Origin of the sequence: Methylobacterium brachythecii (assembly GCF_014196345.1) — a bacterium.
Classification (GTDB): Bacteria; Pseudomonadota; Alphaproteobacteria; order Rhizobiales; family Beijerinckiaceae; genus Methylobacterium; species Methylobacterium brachythecii.
This window is the reverse complement of sequence record NZ_JACIDN010000011.1, coordinates 17693-42269: the sequence shown is the minus strand read 5'-3', so window position 1 is coordinate 42269 and position 24577 is coordinate 17693. Positions and strand designations below refer to the sequence as shown.

The following is a 24577-nucleotide window of genomic DNA, read 5'->3' as shown; positions in this document are numbered from 1 at the left end:
GTAAACTACCGGATATGGCTGTCCGGCGATAGATGCTTGGATTCGAAAGCCGCGGACCCCGTCCCATGCCTTCGTGCCCCTCGACCCGCCCGTACGGAAACCGCGCTGCCCTCGTGGCGGTTGCACTGCTCGCTGTCTTAGTCTCACGGGCCTGGGCGGCAGAGACCGATCCGGACCACGACCCGAACAACACCTCCGTCGTCCTCGTGAGGACGGTGGAGGCAAAGCGCTCCTCGGTGGCCGCCGACGTGATCTTCACGGGCGACATCCAGGCGCAGGCCCAGACCAACGTCGCCTTTCGCACCAACGGTAAGATCGCCCGGCGCCTCGTCGAGGTCGGCGACCATGTCGAAGCGGATCAGGTGCTGGCGACCCTCGATCCGCAGGAGCAGCAGGCCAATCTCGACAACGCCAAGGCGGCGCTCGTCTCGGCGGAGGCCCTGCTTACTCAGGCCAAGGTCGCCTTCAGGCGGCAGGAGCAGTTGCTGTCTGGCGGCTACACCACGCGGCCGAGCTACGATCAGGCCGAGCAGCAGTTGCGCACGACCCAGGCGAGCGTCGAATCGGCCAAGGCGCAGCTCGGAACCGCGCAGGAGCAATTCTCCTATACGGATCTGCGCGCGGGCGTCGCCGGCATCGTCTTGAGCCGCTCGTTCGAGACGGGGCAGGTCGTCCAAGCCGGCCAGACCGTGCTGGTTCTCGCCCAGGACGGCCCACGCGATGCCGTCTTTAACGTCTACGAGGCGCTGCCGGCCAACCCACCCGCGAGCAAGAGCGTGGCGATCGCGCTCCAGGCCGATCCGCGGGTCACCACGACGGGTACGGTTCGCGAGATCTCGCCCTCCGTCGATCAAGCCTCCGGCACGGTCCGGGTGAAGATCGGCCTCGCGGAGACGCCCCCGGCCATGACCCTCGGCGCCGTCGTGATCGGCAGGGGACACTTCAAGGCACGCGAGGCCGTGGTGCTGCCCTGGTCGGCGCTGTACCGCTGGGAGGGCAAGCCCGCCGTGTGGATCTACGACCGGCAGAAGGGCACCGTCGCGCCGCGCATCGTCGGCATCGATCGGTATGCCTTCGACACGATTGCCCTCGCGTCGGGCGTCGAGCCCGGCGAATCCGTCGTCACCGCCGGCATCCAATTCCTGCGTCCAGGCCAGAACGTCGCCGTGGCGGATGCCAAGGCGGAAGGGATCGCGAAATGACGCGGCTCCTTGCCCTGTCCCTCGTTGGCCTGCTCGTCGCGGGCTGCTCGCCCTCCGCCGAGGAGGGCCACGAGCCTGCGCCGATCCGCCCGGTGCTAGTCACGGTGGCCAAGCGCGTCGAGACCGACCTGTTCGGCCCCTTCGCCGGCACCGTCGAGCCGCGCTACCAGTCGCAACTCGGCTTCCAGATCGGCGGTCGTGTCGCGGCCCGCGACGTGACGGTCGGCGACACCGTGAAGAAGGGCCAGCGCCTCGCCGCCCTCGACCCGGTCGTAACCCGCTTCGCCCTGACCCGCGCAGAGGCCGACGTCGCCGACGCCAAGGCTCAGGCCGAGAATGCCGCCGCCACCGAGGCCCGCTCGCGCAAGCTGATGGAGGGCGGAAACGTCACCCAGGCCCAGCTCGATTCGTCGGTCGCGAGTCGCGACACGACCCAGGCCCGTCTCGCCCAGGCGATGTCGAGCCTGCAGCGCGCGCGCGACCAGATGGGCTACACCGAACTCCACGCCGATTTCGATGGCGTCGTCACCCAACGCCTCGCCGAGGTTGGGCAGGTGCTCAGCGCCGGGCAGGCGGTGGTGACAGTGGCTCGTCCCGAGGTCCGCGAGGCGGTGGTCGACATCCCCGAGGATCTCGTCGGCACCATGCCACGCGAGGGCCGTTTCACCATCTCGCTGCAGAGCGCGCCCGAGATCACCACCGTCGGCACCGTGCGCGAGATCGCACCCTTCGCCGACCAGAGCACCCGGACCCGCCGCATCAAGCTGACGCTGATCGACCCGCCCTCGGCCTTCCGCCTCGGCGCGACCATCACGGTCGGGCTCACCCGGAAGGTCGATCCCTACGTGCTCCTGCCAGCCACTGCCCTGCTGGACGCGGACGGCAAGACCACCGTCTGGATCGCGCCGCCCGTCGACAAGGACGGCCTGACCCATGTCGAGCGCCGGGAGGTCACCGTCGCCACCAAGGGCGCCGAACGCGTCAGCTTGCGCGGCGGCGTCAAGGACGGCGAGCGCGTCGTGGTCGCCGGTATCCATTCGCTGAAAGACGGCCAGACCGTCCGCATCGAAGACATCACGCCGTGACCGATCAGAAGACCGACTCGCCGGAGCGCCACTCCGAAACCGGGTTCAACCTGTCCGACTGGGCTTTGCGGCACCGCTCGCTCGTGTGGTTCCTGATGCTGGGCTGCATGCTGGCGGGCGTGATGTCCTATTCGCGCCTCGGCCGCGAGGAGGATCCGCCCTTCGCGATCAAGACCATGGTCGTCCAGGCGAAATGGCCGGGCGCCACCATCAAGGACACCCTCGATCAGGTCACTGACCGGATCGAGAAAGAGCTTCAGCAGATCAGTGTGCTCGACTACGTCCGCAGCTACACGACGCCGGGCCAGGCCACGGTGTTCGTGCAGTTCAAGGACACCACGCGCAAGGACGAGATCCAGCCGGCCTTCTACCAGGTCCGCAAGCGCCTCGGGGACATCCAGTACACCTTCCCGGAGGGCGTGCAGGGGCCGTCCTACAACGACGAATTCGGCGATGTGTACGGCAACGTTTACGCCTTCACCGCCGACGGGCTGACCCACCGGCAGCTGCGCGACTACGTCGAGGGCGTGCGCACCGAGATCCTCAAGGTGCCTGATATCGGCAAGACCCTGCTGATGGGGACGCAGGGCGAGACCGTCTATCTCGACTTCTCGACTCGCAAGCTCGCCGGCTTCGGCATCGACATCCAGGCGCTGATCAAGGCGCTGCAATCGCAGAACGCGGTGGCCGCGTCGGGTGTGGTCCAGGCCGGGCCGGAGCGGGTCTCGCTCCGCGTCAGTGGCCAGTTCGCCTCGGAAGAGTCGGTCAAGAACGTCAACCTGCGCTTCAACGACCGCTTCTTCCGCCTCGCCGACGTCGCCGAGATCCATCGCGGCTACGAGGACCCGCCGGCCGCGATGTTCCGGGTGAACGGTAAGCCGGCCATCGGGCTGGCCATCGCCATGCGGCCCAACGCCAACCTGCTGAAGTTCGGCGAGAACCTGAAGGAGCGCATGCGCAAGGTCGAGGCGAAGCTGCCGATCGGTGTCGGCGTGCATCTCGTGTCGGACCAGCCCAAGATCGTCGAGGAGGCGGTGGGCGGCTTCACCCAGGCCCTCGTCGAGGCCGTGGTGATCGTGCTGCTCGTGAGCTTCGTGAGCCTCGGCCTGCGCGCCGGCTTCGTCGTCGCCGTGTCGATCCCGCTCGTGCTCGCCATCGTCTTCGTGGTGATGCAGGTGATGGGCGTGACGCTGCAGCGCATCTCGCTCGGCGCGCTCATCATCGCGCTCGGTCTTCTCGTCGACGACGCGATGATCACCGTGGAGATGATGGTCGCGCGGCTCGAAGTCGGCGACAATCTCAAGAAGGCGGCGACCTTCGCGTACACCTCCACCGCCTTCCCGATGCTCACTGGCACGCTGGTCACGGTGGCCGGCTTCCTGCCGATCGGCTTCAACGGCTCGTCGGCCGGCGAATACACCTATTCGCTCTTCGTGGTGATCGCGGCTTCGCTAGCGATCTCATGGGTCGTCGCGGTGCTGTTCGCGCCGCTGCTCGGCGTGACGTTGCTCCCAAAAAAGATGAAGCATCACGAGGAGAAGCGCGGGCTGTTCACGCGCGTCTTCCTCGCCGTGCTCAAGGTGGCGATGCGCCTGCGCTGGATCACGGTGATCATCTGCATCGCGCTGATGGGCGCCGCCGTCTTCGGCATGAGCCATGTCCAGCAGCAGTTTTTCCCGTCCTCGGACCGCACCGAGGTGCTCGTCGACCTGACGCTGCCGCAGAATGCCACCATCGCCGAGACCAAGGCGCAGATGGACAGGTTTGAGGCCGGGCTGAAGAACGATCCCGACATCGTCCGCTGGAGTTCCTATGTCGGACAGGGTGCGGTCCGCTTCTACCTTCCCCTCGACCAGCAGCTCGCCAATGCCTTCTACGGACAGGCCGTCATCGTGACGAAGTCGCTCGAAGTTCGCGACAAGGTCATCGCGCGGCTCCAGGAGATCGGCCGGCGCGACTTCGTCGGCATCGACGTGCTGGTGCAGCCGCTGAACCTCGGGCCGCCAGTGGGCCGCCCGATCCAGTATCGGCTCAGCGGCCCCGACGTGCAGGAAGTGCGCCGCCTCGCGCTCAAGCTCGCCGACGTGGTGGCGACCGACAAGCGCGTCGCCTACCCGACCCTCGACTGGAACGAGCCCGGCAAGGTGCTGCGCGTCGAGATCCTGCAGGACAAGGCGCGTCAGCTCGGGGTGACCAGCCAGGACATCGCCGGCATTCTCAACGGCGTCGTCGGCGGCCAGGCGATCACGCAGGTCCGCGACTCGATCTACCTCGTGAACGTGGTCGGCCGCGCGCAGACCATCGAGCGCACGTCGCTCGAAACCTTGCAGAGCCTGCAGGTGGCGCTGTCCAATGGCTCCGTCGTGCCGGTCCTTGCCTTCGCCAAGATCGACTACGACCTGGAACAGCCGATCGTCTGGCGCCGCGACCGCGTGCCGACGATCACCGTGCGCGCCACGATCAAGGACGACACCCAGCCGCCGACGATCGTCGCCGCGCTGCAGCCGGGAATCGACGCCTTCATCAAGGCGCTGCCCGAGGGCTACACGCTGGCCACGGGCGGCGCCGTCGAGGAGGCCGGCAAGGGCCAGGGCCCGATCGCCGCCGTGGTGCCGGTGATGCTGCTCGCCATGGCCACGCTGCTGATGATCCAGCTCCAGAGCTTCCAGAAGCTCTTTTTGGTATTCTCAGTCGCGCCCTTGGGATTGATCGGCGTGGTGCCGGCGCTGCTGATCTTCAACAAGCCGATGGGCTTCGTGGCCATCCTCGGCATCCTGGCGCTGATCGGCATCATCATCCGCAACGCGCTGATCCTGGTCAGTCAGATCGAGGAATCGGAGGCCGAGGGCCACGAGCCCTGGGATGCGGTGATCGAGGCGACGCGCCACCGCATGCGTCCGATCCTGCTCACGGCAGCGGCGGCGAGCCTCGGCCTGATCCCCATCGCCCGGGAGGTTTTCTGGGGGCCTATGGCCTACGCGATGATCGGCGGCATTTTGGCCGCGACGCTTCTGACGCTGCTCTTCCTGCCGGCCCTCTATGTCGGCTGGTACCGGATCAAGCCGCCGGCGAAGGCGTCAGCGGCCTGACCCACCACACCGTCATTCCGGGGCTCGCCAAAGGCGAGAACCCGGAATCCACCCGTGATGCAACGGTTTGGCAAAGCACCGAGGCCAGTCGTGGATTCTGGATTCCGCTTGGCGGCCCCGGGATGACGGACGCTGGATTGGGCTGAGCTCACGAGCCGCCGTCACGCCCAGACCGCATCACCGTCGCCTCCGGCCGTGCATCCGTCGAGGCGTAATACGGCTTGATGTCCAGCAGCGGCGTGCCGTCGAGACAATCGAGACCGCGCACCAATACGCTTCCGCCTTCGATTCCGAGCCGCTCCACCACCGCCACCGCGATCGGGTTCGGCCGGGCAGGAGAGCGCAGCGAGAAGGTGCCGCGGCTGCCATCGGCATGGCGCGGCTGCTGGCGCACGAGGTCGCGCACCGCCCTGTCCATCCAGTAGAGCACGATGAGATGGCTCGCCCCACCAACGTTCTGCAGGGCCGGCGCGTAGAGCGGATCGACCTCCAGCGTGCAGACCGCATCGGTCTGCGTTCCGTTCTTCGGGCACTCGCTCCGCCGGGTCCAGGGCGTGCGGATGCGCCCGATGAAGTGGAGGCCGGCATCGAAAGTCTCCGGCAGGACGACGCTCTCCTCGCCCTCGCGCCGCCCGAACTCGTCGCTCATTCGCTGCCGCCCTCTGCCTCGCGCATCGATCTGCGCCGAGCAAGCGCTCGCCGGCAAGGGCCGCGCGGTCGCCTTCCTCGCACCCTGGGTGTACAGCCCGAAGCGAGACTCGCGGGAGGCGGAATGGACAGCGAAGAGCTACGCCCGATGGAAGTCGTCTCCGATCCGGAGACCGCCGTCGACCGGCTCGCGGCGCTCTACGATGGCGCGACCCAGGCGCTGCGGTCTGCCCTGACGCGTTTCCTCGACGAGGGCATACCGCCCGACGCCACCGAACGTCTGCAATTCCGCTACCCCGAGCTGCGCGCGACCTACCATCCGAGTGGCCCGATGCCCCGGATCAGCCGGGCGACGGCAAAATTCCAGGCGCCGGGCACCTACGGGACGACGCTGAGCCATCCCGGCCATTTCCGTCCCTACCTGCTGGAGCAGTTGCGCCACCTCGTGCGTGACTACGGCGCGACCCTCGAGGTGGGCCTGAGCGGGCAGGAAATCCCGTATTCCTACATCGTCGAGCCGGGTGCCGACCTGACCCGCAACGGCGTGACCGCGAGCCAGCTCGCCACCTATTTCCCGACGCCGCTGCTCTCGGTGGTCGGCGACGAAATCGCGGACGGGCTCTGGCAGGAGCATCCGGACGAGCCGCGCCCGCTCGCCCTGTTCGACGGCGTGCGCACCGACTACTCGCTCCGCCGCCTCGTCCACTACACCGGCTCGGACTGGCGCGAGATCCAGCCCTGGATCCTGCTGACCAACTATCACCGCTACGTCGACCGCTTCGTTCAGCACGGGCTCGACCGCCTGAAGGCGTCGGACAGCCCGTTCGAGCGCCTAGTGCTGCCGGGCGGCGTCAGCGTGAGCCGCTCGGAAGCCGCCTCGGCGAGTGCCGAGGCCCTGGTCGCGGCCTCGCCCTGGCACCGCTTCCAGATGCCCGCCTATCACCTCGTCGCCCACGGCGAGGATGGCAGCCCGCAGGGCACGACGCTGGTCAATATCGGCGTCGGCCCCTCCAACGCGAAGACCATCACCGATCATCTCGCGGTTCTGCGTCCGCATTGCTGGCTGATGGTCGGCCATTGCGGCGGATTGCGGCAGTCGCAGACGATTGGCGACTACGTGCTCGCGCACGGCTACCTGCGGCTCGACCGCATCCTCGACGACCTCGTGCCGCCGGAAGTGCCGGTGCCGGCGTTGGCCGAGGTCCAAATCGCTCTGCAGAACGCCGCCGCAGCGGTCACCGGCGAGCGCGACGAGGCCCTGAAGCGGCGGCTTCGTACCGGCACGGTCGTGACCTACGACGACCGCAATTGGGAGCTGCGCTTCACCCAGGAGCGCCGCCGGATCAATCTCGGCCGCTGCATCGCGGTGGACATGGAGAGCGGCACCATCGCCGCGCAAGGCTACCGCCTGCGCGTCCCCTACGGCACCTTGCTGTGCGTCTCCGACAAGCCGCTGCATGGCGAGATCAAACTGCCCGGGGCAGCCAACGCCTTCTACGAGCGCGCGGTGAACGAGCACCTTCTCATCGGCCTCGCCACCCTCGATGCGCTGCGCGCCGACCGCCACGGGCTGCATTCGCGCAAGCTCAGGAGCTTCGACGAGCCGCCGTTCCGTTAGTGGGAGACGGTTGACCCGATGCGCGACGAGGACGCCTGGTTCGAAGAGCGCGGCCTCGGCCGCTTTGCCATCGTCAACTGGCGCGGATTGGTTTGCGTCGTGGTCTTGGGCGTCCTGCTCTTCACGGGCATGGGCGTCGAGAGCGCGTTCAAGCGGGATCAGCCAGTCTTGGAACTCGTTCTGCTGGTGCCGCTGGGTCTCGTTACCCTCGGCCTGGCTTGGACGATGGCCACGCGGACCCGGAGAGCCGACAATCATCGATCCGGGAGCGAATGACGCGGCCGCCCTTTCTCGCTGCCTGAATATCGAGAGTTGCGGAATCCTGGCGACGCGAAGGTGGTCACCGTTTTTCGCGCCATGCATGCGCTAGAAGCCGAACGGGCCGAAGCGAGCCCGCCCAGACGACCGGATGCGCGCGACGCGTCCCCGAGGAGATGTTCACGATGGCCAAAGCTTACTGGGTCGCCACCTATCGCGCGATCAGCAATCCCGATGCGCTCGCGGCCTATGCCCAGCTCAGCGGCCCGGCCATCGCGGCCGCCGGAGGCCGTATCCTGGCGCGCGGCGTGCCGGCGCAGGTCTACGAGGCGGGCCTTTCGATGCGCACGGTGCTCATCGAGTTCGACAGCGTCGATCAGGCCCGCGCCGCGCATGACAGCCCGGCCTATCAGAAGGCCCTGGCTGCGCTGGCCGATGGCGCCGAGCGCGAGATCCGCATCGTCGAGGGCGTCTGAACGCCATGCGTGACGGGAGAGAGCCGACGTGACGACCGTAAAGCTGTGGACCGACGCCGAGGCCGACGCCGTGCCGCGGGTGAAGGCCGTCTTCGACGACATCCGGGCGACGCGGCGCTCCGACTTCATCAACAATTTCTGGCGCGGCCTGGCCAACCAGCCAACCGCGCTGGAGCGGACCTGGGCGAGTCTCAAAGAAATCATGGCCGCCGACGGCGCCCTCGACCCGCTGACGAAGGAGCTGATCTACATCGCCGTCTCGGTTGCCAATGGCTGCAGCTACTGCATCCACTCCCATACGGCGGCTGCGCGCGGCAAGGGTATGACGGAGGCCCAGCATGGCGAATTGCTGGCGGTGATCGGCATGGCCTGCGAGACCAACGCTCTCGTCACCACCATGCAGATCCCGGTCGATCCCGAGTTTCAGGCCTGAGCGTCCACAAGGGCACGCCAGCGATCAGTACCGCTCGCGCCCCCACAAACCGGCCCGCTCCGAGCGCGCCTGATCCTCGGCCTCCAACAGGTCCTGCGGCGCATCCTCGGTCGCCTTGGCGCCCCCTGCGGTGAGGATCAGCGAGGCGAGGTCATCGCCGTCGAGGCGGCAGCGCATGGCGCCGCTGGCGCCTTCGGGCGCGCAGGCAACCTCGCGGCGGCGAAGATAGCGCGCGAGTTGCTGCGCGAGGGCGCCGCGCTCGCCGACGATTCCAGCGAGCTTCACCGTGCGCCCGCGGATGGCGAGAGTCCCGGTATCGATGACCTCCGGCACGCCGCGCAGATCCGAGGAGACTGGGCTCGTCGAGATCTCGCCCGCCGGGGCGCGTTCGGCTTTGGCGGCCGATGGAGCAGGGCGCTTTTTGCCCTTCAGGATCACCTGCGCGCGCTGCACGAAATCGTGGAAGACGCGGGCTGGAATGTCGCCGCCGGTGACGCCCTTCATCGGTGCGTTGTCGTCGTTGCCGACCCAGACGCCGACGACCATGTCGGAGGTGACGCCGACGAACCAGGCATCGCGATAATCCTGGCTGGTGCCGGTCTTGCCGCCGATCGGCGTCCCCGGCAGGCGGGCCGCCTTGCCGGTGCCACCCTCGACCACGGCCTCCATCGAGTCGAGCATCATCGACTGCACGTCCCGCGAGAGGGCGGCGCCGGCCGGCTTCGCTTCATGCAGGTAGAGCGGCTTCGGCGCCGAACCCTTGATGGTGTGGATCGCGAAGGCGTCCACGGGCGGCGCGCCGGTGAGGACGCCCGCATAGGCCCGCGTCATCTCCATCAGCGAGACGTCGGCCGAGCCCAGCGCTAGGCTCGGCACGTTTGGCAGGTCGGATTGGACCCCGAGTTTGCGTGCCGCCTCGATCACGCTCGCGATGCCGATCTCGTCGCCGAGCTGGGCCGCGATCGTGTTCACCGACAGTGCGAAGGCCGAGCGCAGGGGGAGGGCGCCCCGGAACCGGTTGTTCGAATTCTGCGGCTCCCACTCGCCGATCTGGGTCGGACGGTCGACGAGTACGGTCTCGGGCGTGTAGCCGCGCTGATAGGCGGCGAGATAGACGAAGAGCTTGAACAGCGACCCGGCCTGGCGCTTGGCCTGGATCGCCCGATTGAACTGGCTGTCCTCGTAGTCGCGGCCGCCCACCATGGCGAGGATGGCGCCGTCCTTCGACATCGCGATCAGGGCGCCCTGGCCGACCTTCTTCTTTTCGCCTTCGGCGTCGAGCTTGCGCGCCAGCGCGGCCTGGGCCGCACTCTGCAGGTCGATGTTCAGGGTCGTGCGCAGGGTAACGTCGCCGGCATCGCCAGCGAGTTTTTTCGCATCCCCCGCGACCATGTCGATGAAGTAGTTGGCGCCGGGTGGCGTCTCCGGCGGCGTGCGCAGCGTCAGTTTCTCGGCGCGGGTCTTGTCGGATTGCGCCTGCGTGATCGCGCCCGTCTCGACCATGGCCTGGAGCACGAGGTCCGCACGCTCCTTCGCCCCGCCGAAATTTCGGGTCGGGGCGAGCTGCGAGGGCGCGCGCACGAGCCCCGCGAGCATCGCGGATTCGCTCAAGCTCAGCGCTTTGGCGCCGTGCCCGAAATAGCGCCGCGCCGCCGCGTCGACCCCGTAGGCGCCGGCCCCGAAATAGGCGGTGTTGAGATAGCCGAGCAGGATCTCCTGCTTCGTCATCGTGCTCTCGAGCCGCAGCGCCAGCAGCGCCTCCTGGATCTTGCGCCGGAGCGTCTTCTCCTGGGTGAGCGAGGTGAGCCGGGCATATTGCTGCGTGATGGTCGAGCCGCCCTCGCGCACGCCCCCGCCTGTGACGTTGCGGTAGACGGCGCGGGCGAGGCCGCGCAGGTCGATGCCCCAATGGCTGTAGAAGCGCCGGTCCTCGATGGCGGTGATCGCCTGGGCGAGATGCGGCGGCATGTCAGCGGCGGTCAGCCGCTCTCCGCGATAGGCGCCGCGGGTGGCGAAGGGTCTGCCGTCGTCGGCCTCGACCGTGATCGCCCGCTGGCCGCCCTCGGGCACCACGCCACCGAGGGGAGGCAGCGTCGCGAAGGCCTGCAAAACGGTGAAGCCGAGAAGGAGAGCGGGTAGCGCTAACGCGGCGAGGCCGATCGCCAGGATCGGTCGCCGACGAAGCCGGCTGAGCCAGCCGCCGCGCGTGGCCGGCTGATCCGGAAGCTGCGCTGATCGTGCAGGGACGTCCTCGCCGGCCGTTGGCCCGGTGCGTTTTGTGACGCGTGCGAAGAACGGCTTGGCCGCACGCGCCGCGTCGAGACCACTCCGGCCGGCTCCGCGCAATCCGGCAGTCGCGAGCAACCCGAGCTGGCGGACGAGCACGCGGGCCGCGCTCGCGGCCTCTCGTGCCGCTTCACGCGGATCGGGTTGCCCAGGCGAGCGTGAGCCGTCCGGCCCATCGGTCGGGGCAGGGCGGTCGGATGTGTCGCGGGGATCTCGCGAAACCATCGTTCGGTGACGTCGACCCTTCAGCCAGTGCCGGCTGGGCCAATGAAGCCCCGCCGGTCCAATGGCATGGTAGGTCGCGAAGGCCCACAAGGCTACGCTTGGCCGCGCAACGCCCGCTAGTCTTCCGGCACCACCAGGATATCGGCCGCCAGCCGGCCGCGCTCCGTCAGCCTATGACGGACGGGGTCGGAGCCCTCACGGCGGAGCATGCCCCGCCGGCACAGTTCCTCGCGCACGCGTGCGGCGTTGAAGTTTCGCGGCGCGGCCTTGCCTGCCGCGACCGCCCGGATTTCACGGCACTGGGCGTGTGTGGGACTCCAGGGCCTCTCGTCCATTTCATGATCCGACATGCTGCGCGTCTCAGCAGAGCGGGCCGCCGGAGGTCTGGCCGTATTGTTTGACCGGCCGCGTCTGCTGGTTGGCGTTGCCCTCTGCCGCCGAACTCCTGCGGCAGCGTTCGTAGTTGGGTCCATCGTGAACCCCGAGATACTGCCGCCTGTCGGCCTTCCGCGGAGACGACTGCGAGAAGTAATCGTTGAATCCGAATGCCATCGCTGGTGGGACCGGCATGCCGACCAGCATAACCACGGCACACATGGCAGCCAACTGCACTTTCATGAAATTCTCCTCGTACAATCTGGATTAAAACTCGTCGTCGTTATGGTTTTTACTTCTATATTACTTCTATATGACGAACTATTCGGTGATATGTGCGCCGACACACACTGCAAATGGGATTAAGTCATCCAATTTATTGGCTGCATTTTGTATATAATTTGGGCGATACTGCCTGGGATGAAACTCTCCCGTGGCCATGCGATCGCGCAGAGAAGAGCGCCGAACGGGCCGGTGACGGTGGGGTGCATCCCGGCCCCAGCCATCGCTGCCGAGATCTCTTGATATTCGAGGCGTCCGGCGCTACGTCTGCCGCAACATTCTGGTTGCAGTGTCAGGCTGCGGTACGGGAGTGGGTCCCAAAGGACCCGCTCTTTTTTTATTCCGTAACGCAGCCGCCTGACGCGCCACCGGGATCGAATCCTCTTCACGAGTTCGGGTCTATCGGGCAGGGCATGGCGGACGCTTCCGAGAAGCGGTTGGTGGTCGAGCACGGCGTCGCCGCGAAGGTGGCGCGCGTGATCGAGGCCTCGATCGAGGGGTTGGGCTTCCGGCTCGTGCGGGTGAAGGTCTCGCCCACGAACGGCTGCACCGTTCAGATCATGGCCGAACGGCCCGACGGCACCATGAGCGTCGACGATTGCGAGACGGTGAGCCGCGCGATCTCGCCGCTCCTCGATCTCGACGATCCGGTGGGCGGCGCCTACTACCTCGAACTGTCCTCGCCAGGCATCGACCGCCCGCTGGTGCGCGTCTCGGATTTCGAGCGCTGGGCCGGCTACGAGGCGAAGGTCGAGCTCGCTGTGCCGCTCGACGGCCGCAAGCGCTTTCGCGGCATCATCGGCGTGCCGAGCGCCGACGGCGCCACGGTGCCGATCCATCTGCCCGACGTGAAGGCGGGACTGCCGAGCGAGATCTCTCTGCCGCTGCGCGATCTCGCCGAGGCGCATCTCGTCCTCACCGACGAACTGATCCGTGAATCCCTGCGACGCGACGGCGCGCCGCCTCTGGACGACGAGGACGAGGATCTCGACGGCGAGACCGAGGAGCCCGTCCGCACCGTCCCGCACAAGCCCGTGCGCCAGAAGAAGACCAAGCCCGTCAAGGCTCCGAAGCCGAAGCCCGATGGCGCCAAGCCTGCGATCACCAAGGCCGTGCGGCTCAAGAACCGCGACAGCCTCCACTGACCTGATCCGCCGCGCTCGCGCGGCGAACACGAGAACGACCGAGAGAAGGACCGCCACCATGTCCGTCGTCAGCGCCAACCGGCTCGAACTCCTCCAGATCGCCGAGGCCGTGGCCCGCGAGAAGGTGATCGACCGCGTCATCGTCATCGAGGCGATGGAGGAGGCGATCGCCAAGGCCGCTCGCTCGCGCTACGGCGCCGAGACCGACGTCCATGCCGAGATCGACACCAAGACCGGCGCGCTGCGCCTGTCGCGCCACCTGCTGGTCGTCGAGGAGGTCGAGAACGATGCCCGCGAGCTGACCGTCGACCAGGCCAAGCGCTACAACCCGGCCGCCCAGGTCGGCGACGTCATCTCCGACACGCTGCCGCCCTTCGATTTCGGCCGCGTCGCCGCCCAGTCGGCCAAGCAGGTCATCGTGCAGAAGGTGCGCGACGCCGAGCGCGCCCGCCAGTACGAAGAGTACAAGGACCGCATCGGCGAGATCCTCAACGGCACTGTCAAGCGCGTCGAGTACGGCAACGTCATAGTCGATCTCGGCCGCGGCGAGGGCATCGTGCGCCGCGACGAAATGATTCCGCGCGAAACCTTCCGGCCGGGCGACCGCATCCGCTCCTACCTGTTCGACGTGCGCTCGGAAGTGCGCGGCCCGCAGATCTTTCTCAGCCGCTCGCACCCGCAGTTCATGGCCAAGCTCTTCGGCCAGGAAGTGCCGGAGATCTACGACGGCATCGTCGAGGTGAAGGCGGTGGCCCGTGATCCGGGCTCGCGCGCCAAGATCGCGGTGATCTCGAATGATGGCTCGATCGACCCGGTCGGCGCCTGCGTCGGTATGCGGGGCTCGCGCGTGCAGGCCGTCGTCGGCGAGCTCCAGGGCGAAAAAATCGACATCATCCCGTGGTCGGTCGATCAGGCGACCTTCATCGTCAACGCACTGCAGCCGGCCGAGGTCGTGAAGGTGGTGCTCGACGAGGAGGCCGACCGTATCGAGGTGGTGGTGCCCGACGACCAACTTTCGCTCGCCATCGGCCGCCGCGGCCAGAACGTGCGCCTCGCCTCCCAGCTCACCGGCTGGGACATCGACATCATGACCGAGGCCGAGGAATCCGAGCGCCGTCAGAAGGAATTTGCCGAGCGCACGCAGGCCTTCATGGAGGCGCTCGACGTCGACGAGACTGTCGGCCAACTGCTTGCGGCGGAAGGCTTCCGCAACGTCGAGGAGGTCGCCTATGTCGACCCGTCCGAGCTCGCCAACATCCAGGGCCTCGACGAGGAGACCGGCAACGAGATCCAGGCCCGCGCCCAGGATTACCTCGCCCGCATCGAGGCGGAGCACGATGCCCGCCGCGTCGAACTCGGCGTCGAGGACGAGTTGCGCGAGATCGACGGCATCACCACCCCGATGATGGTCGCGCTGGGCGAGAACGACGTGAAGAACGTCGAAGACCTCGCCGGCTGCGCCACCGACGACCTCGTCGGCTACACCGAAGGCCGCGGGCCGGAGGCCGTGCGCCATGCCGGCTTCCTCGACGGCTTCGAGCTGTCGCGTACCGAGGCCGAGGCCCTGATCATGGCAGCGCGCCTCAAGGCCGGCTGGATCGAGGCGCTGCCGGAGCCCGAGGCCGAGGAAGGCGAGGGTGAGGGCGAAGGCGAGCACGCGGAACACGGCGCCGAACCTCAGCCGGCCGCCTGACGGGGGCCCCGCAAGGATCACGATGATCGAGGCGATCGACAGCGAGGTTGAACTCGACCCGGGCCCCGGCCGGGGCCGACAAGGTGCGGAGCGCACGTGCATCGTCACGCGCGAGGCCAAGCCTCCGCGCAAGATGATCCGCTTCGTGCTGTCGCCCGAGGGGCAGGTCGTCCCCGATCTCCGTGCGCGGCTCCCCGGCCGCGGTGCCTGGGTGAGCGGCACGCGCGAGGCGGTCGAGACCGCATTGAAGCGCCGCCTCTTCCGCCGCGCCTTCAAGAACGAGCGGGCCGACGCCGCCCCCGATACTGCCGACCGCATCGCCGAGGGCATGCGCACGGACCTGCGCCAGGCCATCGCCATGGCGAACAAATCCGGCTGTGTGGTCATGGGCTTCGGCAAGGTCGAGGCCGAGATCGGTGGTCGCACCGGCGTCGCCGCCGTGATCCACGCCTCGGACGGGGCCGCGGATGGCCGACGCAAGATCGGCCAAGCCTTGCGTCGGCGACAGGGCGACTCCACTTATCAAGTCCCGATCATCGACGACTTGTCCGAAGACGAATTGGACATGGCCTTGGGTCGGGATCATGTGATACACGCTGCGCTCGTCGCGGGGGCTGGCACGACCGGCTGTCTCGCGCGTTGGCGTCGGCTCCGTGCTTTTGAGGGCGCGGCGACGGTGTTCGCGGAGGCACACCCGGCTCAGGCCGGCGCACCCGCCTCCGATCCGCACGACGATGAGACGATGGACCGGCCCGTTGACGCGGGACTGCCGGTCGACGGGACGATGCAAACCCCCAGGGTTGGGACTGAATGAGCGATACGAAGACACCGGGCGACAAGACGCAGAACAGGGCGCCGGCAAAGCCCCTGACGCTGAAGCGCCCGATCGAGCAGGGTACGGTTCGCCAGAGCTTCTCCCACGGCCGCTCCAAGTCGGTTTTGGTCGAGACGGTCAAGCGCCGCACGATCGGCGCGGCGCCCGCACCGGTTGCGCCGACGCGCGAGGCTCCGGCCGCGCCGCCGCCCCGTCCCGCCACGCCGGCTCCGGCCGCGCCCGCCGCACGGCCGCCTGCCGCGCGCCCCGGATCGGGCTCCGGTATGGTCCTGCGCACGCTGAGCGATTCCGAGCGAGAGGCGCGCGACCGTGCCCTCGCCGACTCGCAGAAGCGCGAGCAGGAGATGCGTGCCCTGGCTGATGCCGAAAGGCAGGCCCGTCGCGACCGCGAGGAGGCCAATCAGCGTGAGCGCGAGGCCGCTGAGACCCGCCGCCGCGAGGAAGAAGACCGCCGCAAGCAGGACGACGAGCATCGCCGCCGCGCCTCCGACGAGCTGCGCCGCCGTAACGATGACGAGGCAGTTGCCCGCAGTGCACCGGCGGAGGCTCCGCAGGAGGCCCCGGCCCGCACCGCACCGCCCGCCGCCACGCCTCCGCGCCCGGCGGCCGCGCCGGCCCGTCCGGCCGCGACGGCCCGGCCCGTCGCGCCCCGTCCTCCCGTGACGCCCGCGGCTCCCGCCGAGCCGCGCCGGACGATCACGGCCGAGGTGCGCAAGCCGCGCGACCTGAACTTCATGGCCCGTCCGGCCCCGGCCCCGGAGCCCGAGCGTTCGGCCACGCCGACAACGGCCCGCCAGCCCGACGGCGTCACCGTCACGCGCCCGGCCCGTTCGGGAGCCACGGCGGCGGAGGAGGAGCCCGAGACCAAGCGGGTGATCCGCCGTCCCGGCATGCCGCTCAAGATCATCACGCCGCCCAAGACCCCGAAATCGCCGGGCGGCGACCGTAACCGTGGCCGTCTCACCATCGCCACGGCGACCTCGGGTGAGGACGAGCGCACGCGGTCGGTCGCGTCGTTCCGTCGCCGCCAGCAGCGCATGAGCGGCCATCGGCACGACGAGCCGAAGGAAAAGATCGCCCGCGAGGTGACGATCCCCGAGACGATCACCATCCAGGAACTCGCCAACCGCATGTCGGAGCGGGCCGTGGACGTGATCCGTCTGCTGATGAAGCAGGGCGAAATCCACAAGATCACCGACGTGATCGATTCGGATGCCGCTCAGCTCATCGCCGAGGAGATGGGTCACACCGTCAAGCGCGTCGCCGAATCCGACGTCGAGGAAGGCCTCAGCTCCGAGGAGCCGGATCTCGAGGAGGATCTGGAGACCCGTCCGCCGGTCGTGACGATCATGGGTCACGTCGACCACGGCAAGACCTCGCTGCTCGACGCGATCCGCAAGGCGAACGTGGTCGACGCCGAAGCCGGCGGCATCACTCAGCATATCGGCGCCTACCAGGTGGCGGCGCCGTCCGGCGACCTGATCACGTTCATCGACACCCCCGGCCACGCCGCCTTCACCTCCATGCGCGCCCGCGGCGCCAAGGTGACGGACATCGTCGTGCTCGTGGTGGCGGCCGATGACGGCGTCATGCCCCAGACGATCGAGGCGATCGCCCACGCCAAGGCGGCGGGCGTCCCGCTGATCATCGCGATCAACAAGATCGACAAGGCCGATGCGAACCCGCAGCGGGTCCGTACCGAGCTGCTGCAGCACGACATCCAGGTCGAGTCGATGGGCGGTGAGACCCTCGAATTCGAGGTTTCGGCCAAGACCGGCGATGGTCTGCCCGAGCTGCTGGAAGGTCTGCAGCTGCAGGCAGAGATCATGAACCTACGCGCCAACGAGCAGCGCGACGGCGAAGGCACCGTCATCGAAGCTCAGCTCGATCGCGGCCGTGGCCCGGTCGCCACCGTGCTCGTCCAGCGCGGCACGCTGTTCACCGGCGACATCATCGTGGCCGGCGCCGAATGGGGCCGCGTGCGCGCCCTGATCGACGACAAGGGTGCTCACATCCCCTATGCGGGGCCGTCGGTTCCCGTCGAGGTTCTCGGCTTCAACGGCACGCCCGATGCCGGCGAGCGCGTCGTCGTGGTGCCGAACGAGGCGCGTGCCCGCGAGGTCGCGGAGTACCGCGCCCGGATCAAGCGCGACCGCATGACCGCCCGCACTGGGGGCGCCAACCGCTCGCTCGTCGACATGATGCGCGAGGCCAAGGAAGGCATCGGCCGCCGCGAACTGCCGGTCATCATCAAGGGCGACGTGCAGGGCTCGGTCGAGGCGATCGTCGGGGCACTCGGCAAGATCGGCAACGACGAGGTTTCCGCGCGTATCCTGCATTCGGGTGTCGGCGGCATCACCGAATCCGACATCACCTTGGCTACCGCCTCGAAGGCCGTGGTCATCGGCTTCAACGTGCGCGCCCACAAGGAGGCCCGCGAGGCCGCCGAGCGCTCGGATGCCGAGATCCGCTACTACAGCATCATCTACGACCTCGTGGACGACATCAAAGACACGCTTTCGGGCATGCTCCCGCCGACGCTGCGCGAGGAGAAGCTCGGCGAGGCGCAGATCCTGCAGATCTTCGACGTTTCGAAGGTCGGCAAGATCGCCGGTTGCCGCGTCACCGATGGCACAGTCCAGCGCGGCGCCCATGTCCGCCTGGTTCGCGACAGCGTCGTGATCTACGAGGGCAAGCTCTCGCAGCTCAAGCGCCTCAAGGACGACGCCAAGGAAGTCGGCTCGGGCTACGAGTGCGGTATGTCCTTCGAGAACTTCCAGGACATGCGCGCCGGCGATCAGATCGAGTGCTATCGGGTCGAAGAGATTCGCAGAACGCTGTAACCCGTACGCGTCTGCTTCGATGAGGACGGGGCCGCGGCGCAAGCTGCGGCCCCGTTCGTTTCGGGGTCCGCCGCGCCTTCCCGTTTTCGAACAGAGTTTTGCCGAACCCAACCGATGGCTCAGAAACCCTCCCAAACCGGCCCCTCGCAGCGCCAGCAGCGCGTTGCGGAGCTGGTGCGCCACGCCATCGCCGAGGTGCTTCAACGCGGTGACATCCAGGACCCGGTGCTGAACTCGCACGTCATCACCGTGCCCGAGGTCCGCATGTCGCCCGACCTCAAGATCGCGACGGCCTACGTCATGCCGCTCGGCGGCCAGGACGAGACGCCGGTGATCCAGGCGCTGGAGCGCAACAAGAAGGTGCTCCGCCAGGAGGTGGCGCGCCGCGTGAACTTGAAATTCGCGCCGGACCTGCGCTTCCGCCGTGACGAGACCTTCGACGAAGCCTCGCGGATCGACGCGCTCCTGCGCAGCGAAAAAGTCCAGCGGGATCTCTCCGGGCCGGACCCGGACGAACCCGAAACCGAATCCGGACATTGATCCCGAGCTGATCGGCTCGGAGACGCACCGCCACCGCCACTTTTGAGACACCTCGACGACCTTCGCCGCCAACGGGCCGCGGGCGCCGGGGACGTCGCATCGTCATCGATCGAGGACATCATGCAGGACGAAACCCTCGGACAATCGGCGCCTCCCCGCATCCCCGGCGCAGCCGAGGCGCGCGGAGCGGAGCGAGTTCCCGGTGAAGGGCGCAGGGATGGTCGCCGTCCTCAGCGTGGTGGCCCGCGACCCGACCGTCCGAAGAAGAAGGACGTCAGCGGCTGGGTCATCCTCGACAAGGGCGTCGGTATGACCTCGACCCATGCGGTGGCCGTGGTGAAGCGCGTCTTCAACGCCAAGAAGGCCGGCCATGCCGGCACGCTCGACCCGCTGGCCTCCGGCATCCTGCCGATCGCGCTCGGCGAGGCGACCAAGACCGTCCCCTTCGTGATGGACGGCCGCAAGGCCTACCGCTTCACCGTGCAATGGGGTGTCGAGACCGATACCGACGACGCCGAGGGGCGCCCTGTCGCGACGAGCGACGTGCGGCCGACCCGCGAGCAGGTCGAGGCGGCGCTGCCGTCCTTCGTCGGCACGATCCAGCAGGTGCCGCCGCGCTATTCGGCCATCAAGATCCAGGGCGAGCGTGCCTACGATCTCGCCCGCGACGGCGAGGTGGTGGAACTGGTCGCCCGCGAAGTGCAGATCGATCATCTCTCGGTAATCGAGCATGACGGAGAGCGCACGGTGATCGCCGCCGAATGCGGCAAGGGCACCTATGTTCGCGCCATCGCCCGCGACCTCGGCCGCATGCTCGGCTGCCATGGCCACATCGCCGCCCTGCGCCGCACCCGCGTCGGCCCCTTCGTCGAGGAGGCCGCCTGCACCATCCCGGGGCTTGAGGAGGCAGGCGCCGATGGCGTCGCCGCACAGCTACAGCCGGTCGAGACGGCCCTCGACCAGATCCCTTCGGTGGAGATCTCGCGCGACATGGCGCTCCGCCTGATGCGCGGTCAGCCGGTCATCCTGCGCGGCCGCGACGCGCCAGTGGAGGGCAAGGCCTTCGCGACCTGCGGCGGCGTCCTCGTGGCAGTGGGCGACGTCGAGCGCGGCGAGCTGGTGCCGCACCGGGTGTTTCACCTGGGCGGGACGGCGCCGCAGCGGTTGGGCGACGCGTAAGACACCTCGCTCCGTCGTTTTGAGCGTGGCCGAATGTTCCAGAGCTCGACACGCAACCTCGGCGTGTCGGCTCTTGGTCGTTTCGCCTGCTCCTCCTGGTGGCAGGTCAGGGGTTGGCGACAGGCAGAGCCGTCTCGATCAACCGTGCCCATAACGATGCACCGTAAGGCGCTGCCTCGTCGCAGAAATCATACTCCGGATGGTGCAAGCCGGCCGAGGGGCCGTTGCCCATGAAGATGTAGGCGCCGGGGCGCTCCTGCAGCATGTAGGCGAAGTCCTCGGCAGCCATCATCGGCGCGACATCGCGCTCGACCGCGTCCTCGCCGACTACCCGCGCGGCGACGTCTGCCATGAAGCTCGCCTCCGCCGAATGATTTTCGGTGACGGGGTAGCCGCCATCGAAGACGATCTCGGATTCGGCGCCGAAGGCCGCGGCGACGCCCGTCACGATGGCCTCGATCCGCTCGAGCATCAGCGTGCGGCACTCCGCCGTGAGGGCACGCATGGTGCCGCGCAAGACCGCTTCCGCAGGCAGCACGTTGAAGGTCTCGCCGGCATCAACGTGGCAGACGGACACGACGGCCGAATCGAGCGGCGACACCGTCCGAGAGACGACCGACTGCAGGGCGACGATTGTGTGGGCCGCCACCAGCACGCTATCGACGGCCTTGTGGGGCAGGGCAGCGTGGCCGCCCTTGCCGCGCACGGTGATGGTGAAGCGGTCGGTCGAAGCCATGATCGCGCCAGGCCGGATCGCGAAGGTGCCGAGCGGCTGGTTCGGTATGTTGTGCAGGCCGTAGACTGCTTCGACGCCGAAGCGCTCCATCATGCCGTCCGCGACCATCGCCGCACCGCCACCGCCGCCTTCCTCCGCGGGTTGGAAGATCAGCACAACGCTGCCGTCGAAATCTCGTGTCTCCGTGAGGTACTTGGCGGCGCCGAGGAGCATGGCGGTGTGCCCGTCATGGCCGCAAGCATGCATCTTTCCCGGCACCGTCGAGCGATAGGGCAGGTCGCGCACCTCCTGGATCGGGAGCGCGTCCATATCGGCGCGCAGGCCGATCGCGCGATTCGAGCCGTGCGCGCGTCCTCGGATCACGCCGACGACGCCGGTGCGGCCGATGCCGGTGGCGACCTCATCGCAGCCGAAGGCGCGCAGCTTCTCGGCGACGAACCCGGCGGTTCGGTGCACGTCGTATTGAAGCTCCGGATGCGCATGGAGATCGTGCCGCCACGCGGCGATCTCGTCCGCGAAGCCGGCGATCCGGTCGATGATGGGCATCGGGTCTCGTCACTGTCGCGAGGCACGTCGCGGCCTCGCCTTTCATCCAGCAAACAGGAGGCCAACACTCGGGTCAATGCTCAAGCTTGGGCGGAAGACCGTCGGCGAGGGCGCTTTGCCGACTGCGGAATCCCGCTCGAGTCGTCGACCGGGCCAGCAGCGAGATCGTCGAGGATTGGACAATCCGGGCGGCTGTCGCCGCAGCAGCGCTCGGCGAGATCAGTGAGCGTGCGGGCCATGCTTTCGAGTTCGGCGATGCGCCGGCGGAGATCCGCGACATGAGCCTGTGCGACCGCCTTCACGCCGGCGCTGGCCCGCGAGCGGTCGTGCCAGAGCGCCAGAAGCTCGGCGATCTCCGTCATCGAGAAACCGAGATCGCGCGCCCGGCGCACGAAGCGCAGGGCATGCAGCTCGCTCTCACTGTAGACACGGTAGCCGGAGGCCGTCCGCTCGGCAGCGCCGAGCAGGCCGGTCTCCTCGTAGTAGCGGATCATCTTGGCCGAGACGCCGGTTGCCCGCGCCGCCTCGCCGATGGTGACCGATTGCGCGCTCATGCCGCCCGCTCCACTCCGGCGCGGCGCAGACGCAGCGCGTTCATCACGACGAAAACGCTGGAGAGCGCCATGGCACCTGCCGCCGCGATCGGCGACAGGGTCGGGACGCCTGCCACCGCGAGCGCACCCGCCGCCACCGGGATCAGCGCCACGTTGTAGGCGAAGGCCCAAAAGAGGTTCTGGCGGATATTCGCCATCGTCGCCCGCGAGAGCGCGATCGCTTCCTCGACGCCGCGCAGCGCGCCCGACATCAGCACCACGTCGGCGCTCTCGATTGCCACGTCCGTACCGCTGCCGATGGCGATGCCCACCTCCGCCTCAGCCAGTGCCGGAGCGTCGTTGATGCCGTCGCCGACGAAGGCGATGGCACCGTGCGCCCGACGCAGATCCTTCAGGGCCTTCACCTTTCCATCCGGAAGCACCTCGGCAGCGACCGCATCGATGCCGAGCGTGTCGGCGACGGCTCGGGCCGTGCGCTGGTCGTCCCCGGTGATCATCGCGACGGTGAGGCCACTGGCCTTCAGGGAGCGCACGACTGTCGCGGCGTCGGCACGAACGGGATCGGCCACCGCGATCAGGGCAGCCAACCGTCCGTCGATCGCCGCGTAGAGAGGACTGCGGCCGGAGCGGCCGAGCCTCTGTGCCTCGGCGTCGAGGTCCGACGTCGCGATCCCGAGCCGATCCATCCAGCGCTTCGCACCGACGGCGACGCTCCGGCCACCGACGCGCCCCTTCACTCCGTATCCCGCGACCGACTCGAAAGCCTGAACAGCGGGAATGGTCCCGCTCTCACGCGCCGCATCGACGATGGCGCGCGCTATCGGGTGTTCGGACCGGCCTTCCACTTCGCCTGCCGCGGCGAGCACGTCATCCCGCGAAAAGCCCTCGGCGGTGACGAGATCGGTCAGGCGCGGGCCACCCTCCGTCAGGGTGCCGGTCTTGTCGAAGGCGATCACCTTCACGCTGCCCAGCGCCTGGAGCGCGCTGCCCTGGCGGAAGAGCACGCCTCGCTCGGCGGCACGTCCGGTCCCGACCATGATCGACATCGGCACCGCCAGCCCCATCGCGCAGGGGCAGGCGATGACGAGCACGGCGATGGCATGGACGATCGCAGGGCCGAGCGCCGGGCTAGGCGCGAAGGCCAACCAGGCGAGGACGGTGGCGACCGCAACCGCCAGCACGGCCGGCACGAAGCGGGCAGTGATGCGGTCGACGAGCGCCTGGACCGGCAGCTTGCCGCCCTGCGCGTCCTCCACCATCCGCGCGATCTGCGCGAGCAGCGTATCGGAGCCGACTCTCTCGACCTCGATGTCGAAGCCGCCCGAGGTGTTGAGCGTGCCGCCGACGGTGGCATCGCCCTGCTCACGCCGGACAGGCTCGGCCTCGCCTGTGACCATGCTCTCGTCGATCCAGGAGGCCCCGTCGACGATGCGGCCATCCGCCGGAACGCGCTCGCCTGGGCGGACGCGCACCCGGTCGCCGACGGCCAGCGCGGCGACCGGAACCTCCTGCTCCTCGCCGTCACGGATCACCCGAGCGGTCTTCGGCGCGAGGTCGAGCAGGCGGGTGATCGCCGCGCCAGTGCGGCCGCGAGAACGGGCTTCGAGGGCGCGCCCGAGCAGGATCAGTGTGACGATGAGGACGCTCGCCTCGAAATAGAGGTTAGCCCCGTCCGCAGGCAGCAGGCCCGGCGCCAGAACGGCGACCATCGAGGCGAGGTAGGCAGCACCGGCGCCGAGCGCGACGAGCGCGTTCATGTCGGGATGCCCGCGCAGCAGGCCGGGCACCCCGAGCCGGAAAAAGCGGCGACCGGGCCACGCGAGAACCGCCGTCGCGAGAATGGCTTGGAGCACGGCGTTGCTATAATGCCCGAGCCATCCGGCGATCAGCTCATGGAAGCCAGGCACAACGTGCCCTCCCATGTCGAGCAGCACCACCGGCATAGCGAGCAGCGCTGCGAGCGTGACATCCCGCCAGAGCTGCGTCGTCTCGCGCGCCTGCCGCTCCTGGCGCTCGGGCGTGACGCCAGCCGCGCCGTCAGCGGCACGAGGCTCATAGCCCGCCGATCTCACCGCCTCTTCGACCTTCGAGAGGGCGAGCATGCCAGCGGCGTGGCGCAGCTCCGCGCGCCCAGTTGCGAGGTTCACGCTGGCCTGTGTCACGCCGGGGAGGGCCGCGAGCGCTCGCTCGATCCGCCCGACGCAGGAGGCGCAGGTCATGCCGTCGATGCCGATCGCGGTCGTCGCCTCCGGCACAGTGTAGCCGCTATCCGCGATCGCCTGCACGACACGCTGAGCCGGCAGGTCGGCCGGAACGGTCAGGCTGGCCTTGCCGGTGGCGAGGTTGACCGAAACGTCGCGCGCCCCGGGCAGAGCTGCGAGCGCGCGCTCGACGCGGCCGACGCAGGAAGCACAGCTCAATCCCTCAACGGGAAGGCTGAGGGCGCCGCGCGGTCGAACGGGCTCGACGGCGACCGGATGAATCAGGGGGAAGTCGGTTCTCGCATCCATGCCCACTCAGATGAGGCTT

The 24577-nt window shown here is 68.4% G+C and carries 20 protein-coding genes; 13 read left to right on the top strand and 7 right to left on the bottom strand.

What is annotated here, in order from left to right; translation table 11 throughout:
* Positions 1 to 65: 65 nt before the first annotated feature.
* The 3 genes from GGR33_RS23450 to GGR33_RS23440 are packed head-to-tail and all read left to right on the top strand — an operon-like array spanning position 66 to position 5376.
* Positions 66 to 1202, top strand: coding sequence for an efflux RND transporter periplasmic adaptor subunit (locus GGR33_RS23450; protein ID WP_183512228.1), 1137 nt, complete (start codon positions 66 to 68; stop codon positions 1200 to 1202).
* A complete protein-coding gene (locus GGR33_RS23445; protein WP_183512224.1) occupies positions 1199 to 2287 on the top strand; it encodes an efflux RND transporter periplasmic adaptor subunit in 1089 nt (362 codons plus the stop codon). The genes GGR33_RS23450 and GGR33_RS23445 overlap by 4 nt, the downstream gene beginning before the upstream one ends.
* Entirely contained in the window at positions 2284 to 5376 is a 3093-nt protein-coding gene (locus GGR33_RS23440; RefSeq protein WP_183512218.1) for an efflux RND transporter permease subunit, read from the top strand. The genes GGR33_RS23445 and GGR33_RS23440 overlap by 4 nt, the downstream gene beginning before the upstream one ends.
* A 148-nt stretch (positions 5377 to 5524) precedes the next feature.
* Here the strand turns inward: GGR33_RS23440 and tsaA are convergent, their stop codons facing one another.
* A complete protein-coding gene (gene tsaA / locus GGR33_RS23435) occupies positions 5525 to 6025 on the bottom strand; it encodes a tRNA (N6-threonylcarbamoyladenosine(37)-N6)-methyltransferase TrmO (RefSeq protein ID WP_183512206.1) in 501 nt (166 codons plus the stop codon).
* Positions 6026 to 6148: 123 nt separating this feature from the next.
* Here tsaA and GGR33_RS23430 point away from each other — a divergent pair, with 123 nt between their 5' ends.
* From GGR33_RS23430 to GGR33_RS23415, 4 genes are all read left to right on the top strand, one after another.
* Positions 6149 to 7642: an AMP nucleosidase gene (locus tag GGR33_RS23430; RefSeq protein ID WP_183512193.1), complete on the top strand. Its 1494-nt coding sequence runs from the start codon at positions 6149 to 6151 to the stop codon at positions 7640 to 7642.
* Positions 7643 to 7660: 18 nt separating this feature from the next.
* The gene (locus tag GGR33_RS23425; RefSeq protein ID WP_183512182.1) at positions 7661 to 7918 is read left to right on the top strand and encodes a hypothetical protein; all 258 of its coding nucleotides are present in this window, start codon (positions 7661 to 7663) and stop codon (positions 7916 to 7918) included.
* Positions 7919 to 8085: 167 nt separating this feature from the next.
* Complete coding sequence (locus tag GGR33_RS23420) at positions 8086 to 8376, top strand: DUF1330 domain-containing protein (protein WP_183512177.1); 291 nt, start codon at positions 8086 to 8088, stop codon at positions 8374 to 8376.
* Between the two features lie 28 nt (positions 8377 to 8404).
* Positions 8405 to 8809 carry a carboxymuconolactone decarboxylase family protein gene (locus GGR33_RS23415; RefSeq protein WP_183512171.1) on the top strand — a complete coding sequence of 135 codons (405 nt, stop codon included), beginning with the start codon at positions 8405 to 8407 and terminating at the stop codon, positions 8807 to 8809.
* 24 nt (positions 8810 to 8833) lie between these two features.
* Here GGR33_RS23415 and GGR33_RS23410 read toward each other — a convergent pair whose 3' ends face one another.
* The 3 genes from GGR33_RS23410 to GGR33_RS23400 all read right to left on the bottom strand — a co-directional run bounded on the left by GGR33_RS23410 (position 8834) and on the right by GGR33_RS23400 (position 11938).
* Positions 8834 to 11320, bottom strand: coding sequence for a PBP1A family penicillin-binding protein (locus GGR33_RS23410; protein WP_183512166.1), 2487 nt, complete (start codon positions 11318 to 11320; stop codon positions 8834 to 8836).
* Between the two features lie 116 nt (positions 11321 to 11436).
* A complete protein-coding gene (locus tag GGR33_RS23405) occupies positions 11437 to 11670 on the bottom strand; it encodes a hypothetical protein (RefSeq protein WP_183512162.1) in 234 nt (77 codons plus the stop codon).
* Between the two features lie 10 nt (positions 11671 to 11680).
* Positions 11681 to 11938, bottom strand: a complete 258-nt coding sequence (locus tag GGR33_RS23400; protein WP_183512156.1) for a hypothetical protein — start codon at positions 11936 to 11938, stop codon at positions 11681 to 11683.
* A gap of 452 nt (positions 11939 to 12390) precedes the next feature.
* Between GGR33_RS23400 and rimP the strand changes: the two genes are divergently transcribed.
* From rimP to truB, 6 genes are all read left to right on the top strand, one after another.
* Positions 12391 to 13122 carry a ribosome maturation factor RimP gene (rimP, locus tag GGR33_RS23395; RefSeq protein ID WP_183512152.1) on the top strand — a complete coding sequence of 244 codons (732 nt, stop codon included), beginning with the start codon at positions 12391 to 12393 and terminating at the stop codon, positions 13120 to 13122.
* A 58-nt stretch (positions 13123 to 13180) separates the two neighbouring features.
* Entirely contained in the window at positions 13181 to 14815 is a 1635-nt protein-coding gene (gene nusA, locus GGR33_RS23390; RefSeq protein WP_183512147.1) for a transcription termination factor NusA, read from the top strand.
* Between the two features lie 22 nt (positions 14816 to 14837).
* Positions 14838 to 15629: an RNA-binding protein gene (locus GGR33_RS23385; protein ID WP_183512141.1), complete on the top strand. Its 792-nt coding sequence runs from the start codon at positions 14838 to 14840 to the stop codon at positions 15627 to 15629.
* Complete coding sequence (gene infB, locus GGR33_RS23380; protein ID WP_183512135.1) at positions 15626 to 18493, top strand: translation initiation factor IF-2; 2868 nt, start codon at positions 15626 to 15628, stop codon at positions 18491 to 18493. The genes GGR33_RS23385 and infB overlap by 4 nt, the downstream gene beginning before the upstream one ends.
* Positions 18494 to 18607: 114 nt before the next feature.
* Positions 18608 to 19033: a 30S ribosome-binding factor RbfA gene (gene rbfA / locus GGR33_RS23375; protein ID WP_183512130.1), complete on the top strand. Its 426-nt coding sequence runs from the start codon at positions 18608 to 18610 to the stop codon at positions 19031 to 19033.
* 120 nt (positions 19034 to 19153) lie between these two features.
* Positions 19154 to 20212 (top strand): tRNA pseudouridine(55) synthase TruB, encoded by a 1059-nt coding sequence (truB, locus tag GGR33_RS23370; protein ID WP_183512124.1) that lies wholly within the window; start codon positions 19154 to 19156, stop codon positions 20210 to 20212.
* Between the two features lie 106 nt (positions 20213 to 20318).
* On the opposite strand, the gene GGR33_RS23365 is transcribed toward truB, so the two are convergent.
* The 3 genes from GGR33_RS23365 to GGR33_RS23355 form a co-directional block, all read right to left on the bottom strand.
* On the bottom strand, positions 20319 to 21494 hold the full coding sequence (locus GGR33_RS23365) for a M20 aminoacylase family protein (RefSeq protein WP_183512114.1): 1176 nt from the start codon (positions 21492 to 21494) through the stop codon (positions 20319 to 20321).
* Between the two features lie 80 nt (positions 21495 to 21574).
* Positions 21575 to 22048: a Cu(I)-responsive transcriptional regulator gene (cueR, locus tag GGR33_RS23360; protein WP_183512109.1), complete on the bottom strand. Its 474-nt coding sequence runs from the start codon at positions 22046 to 22048 to the stop codon at positions 21575 to 21577.
* Complete coding sequence (locus GGR33_RS23355; RefSeq protein WP_183512101.1) at positions 22045 to 24558, bottom strand: heavy metal translocating P-type ATPase; 2514 nt, start codon at positions 24556 to 24558, stop codon at positions 22045 to 22047. The genes cueR and GGR33_RS23355 overlap by 4 nt, the downstream gene beginning before the upstream one ends.
* Positions 24559 to 24577 lie beyond the last annotated feature (19 nt).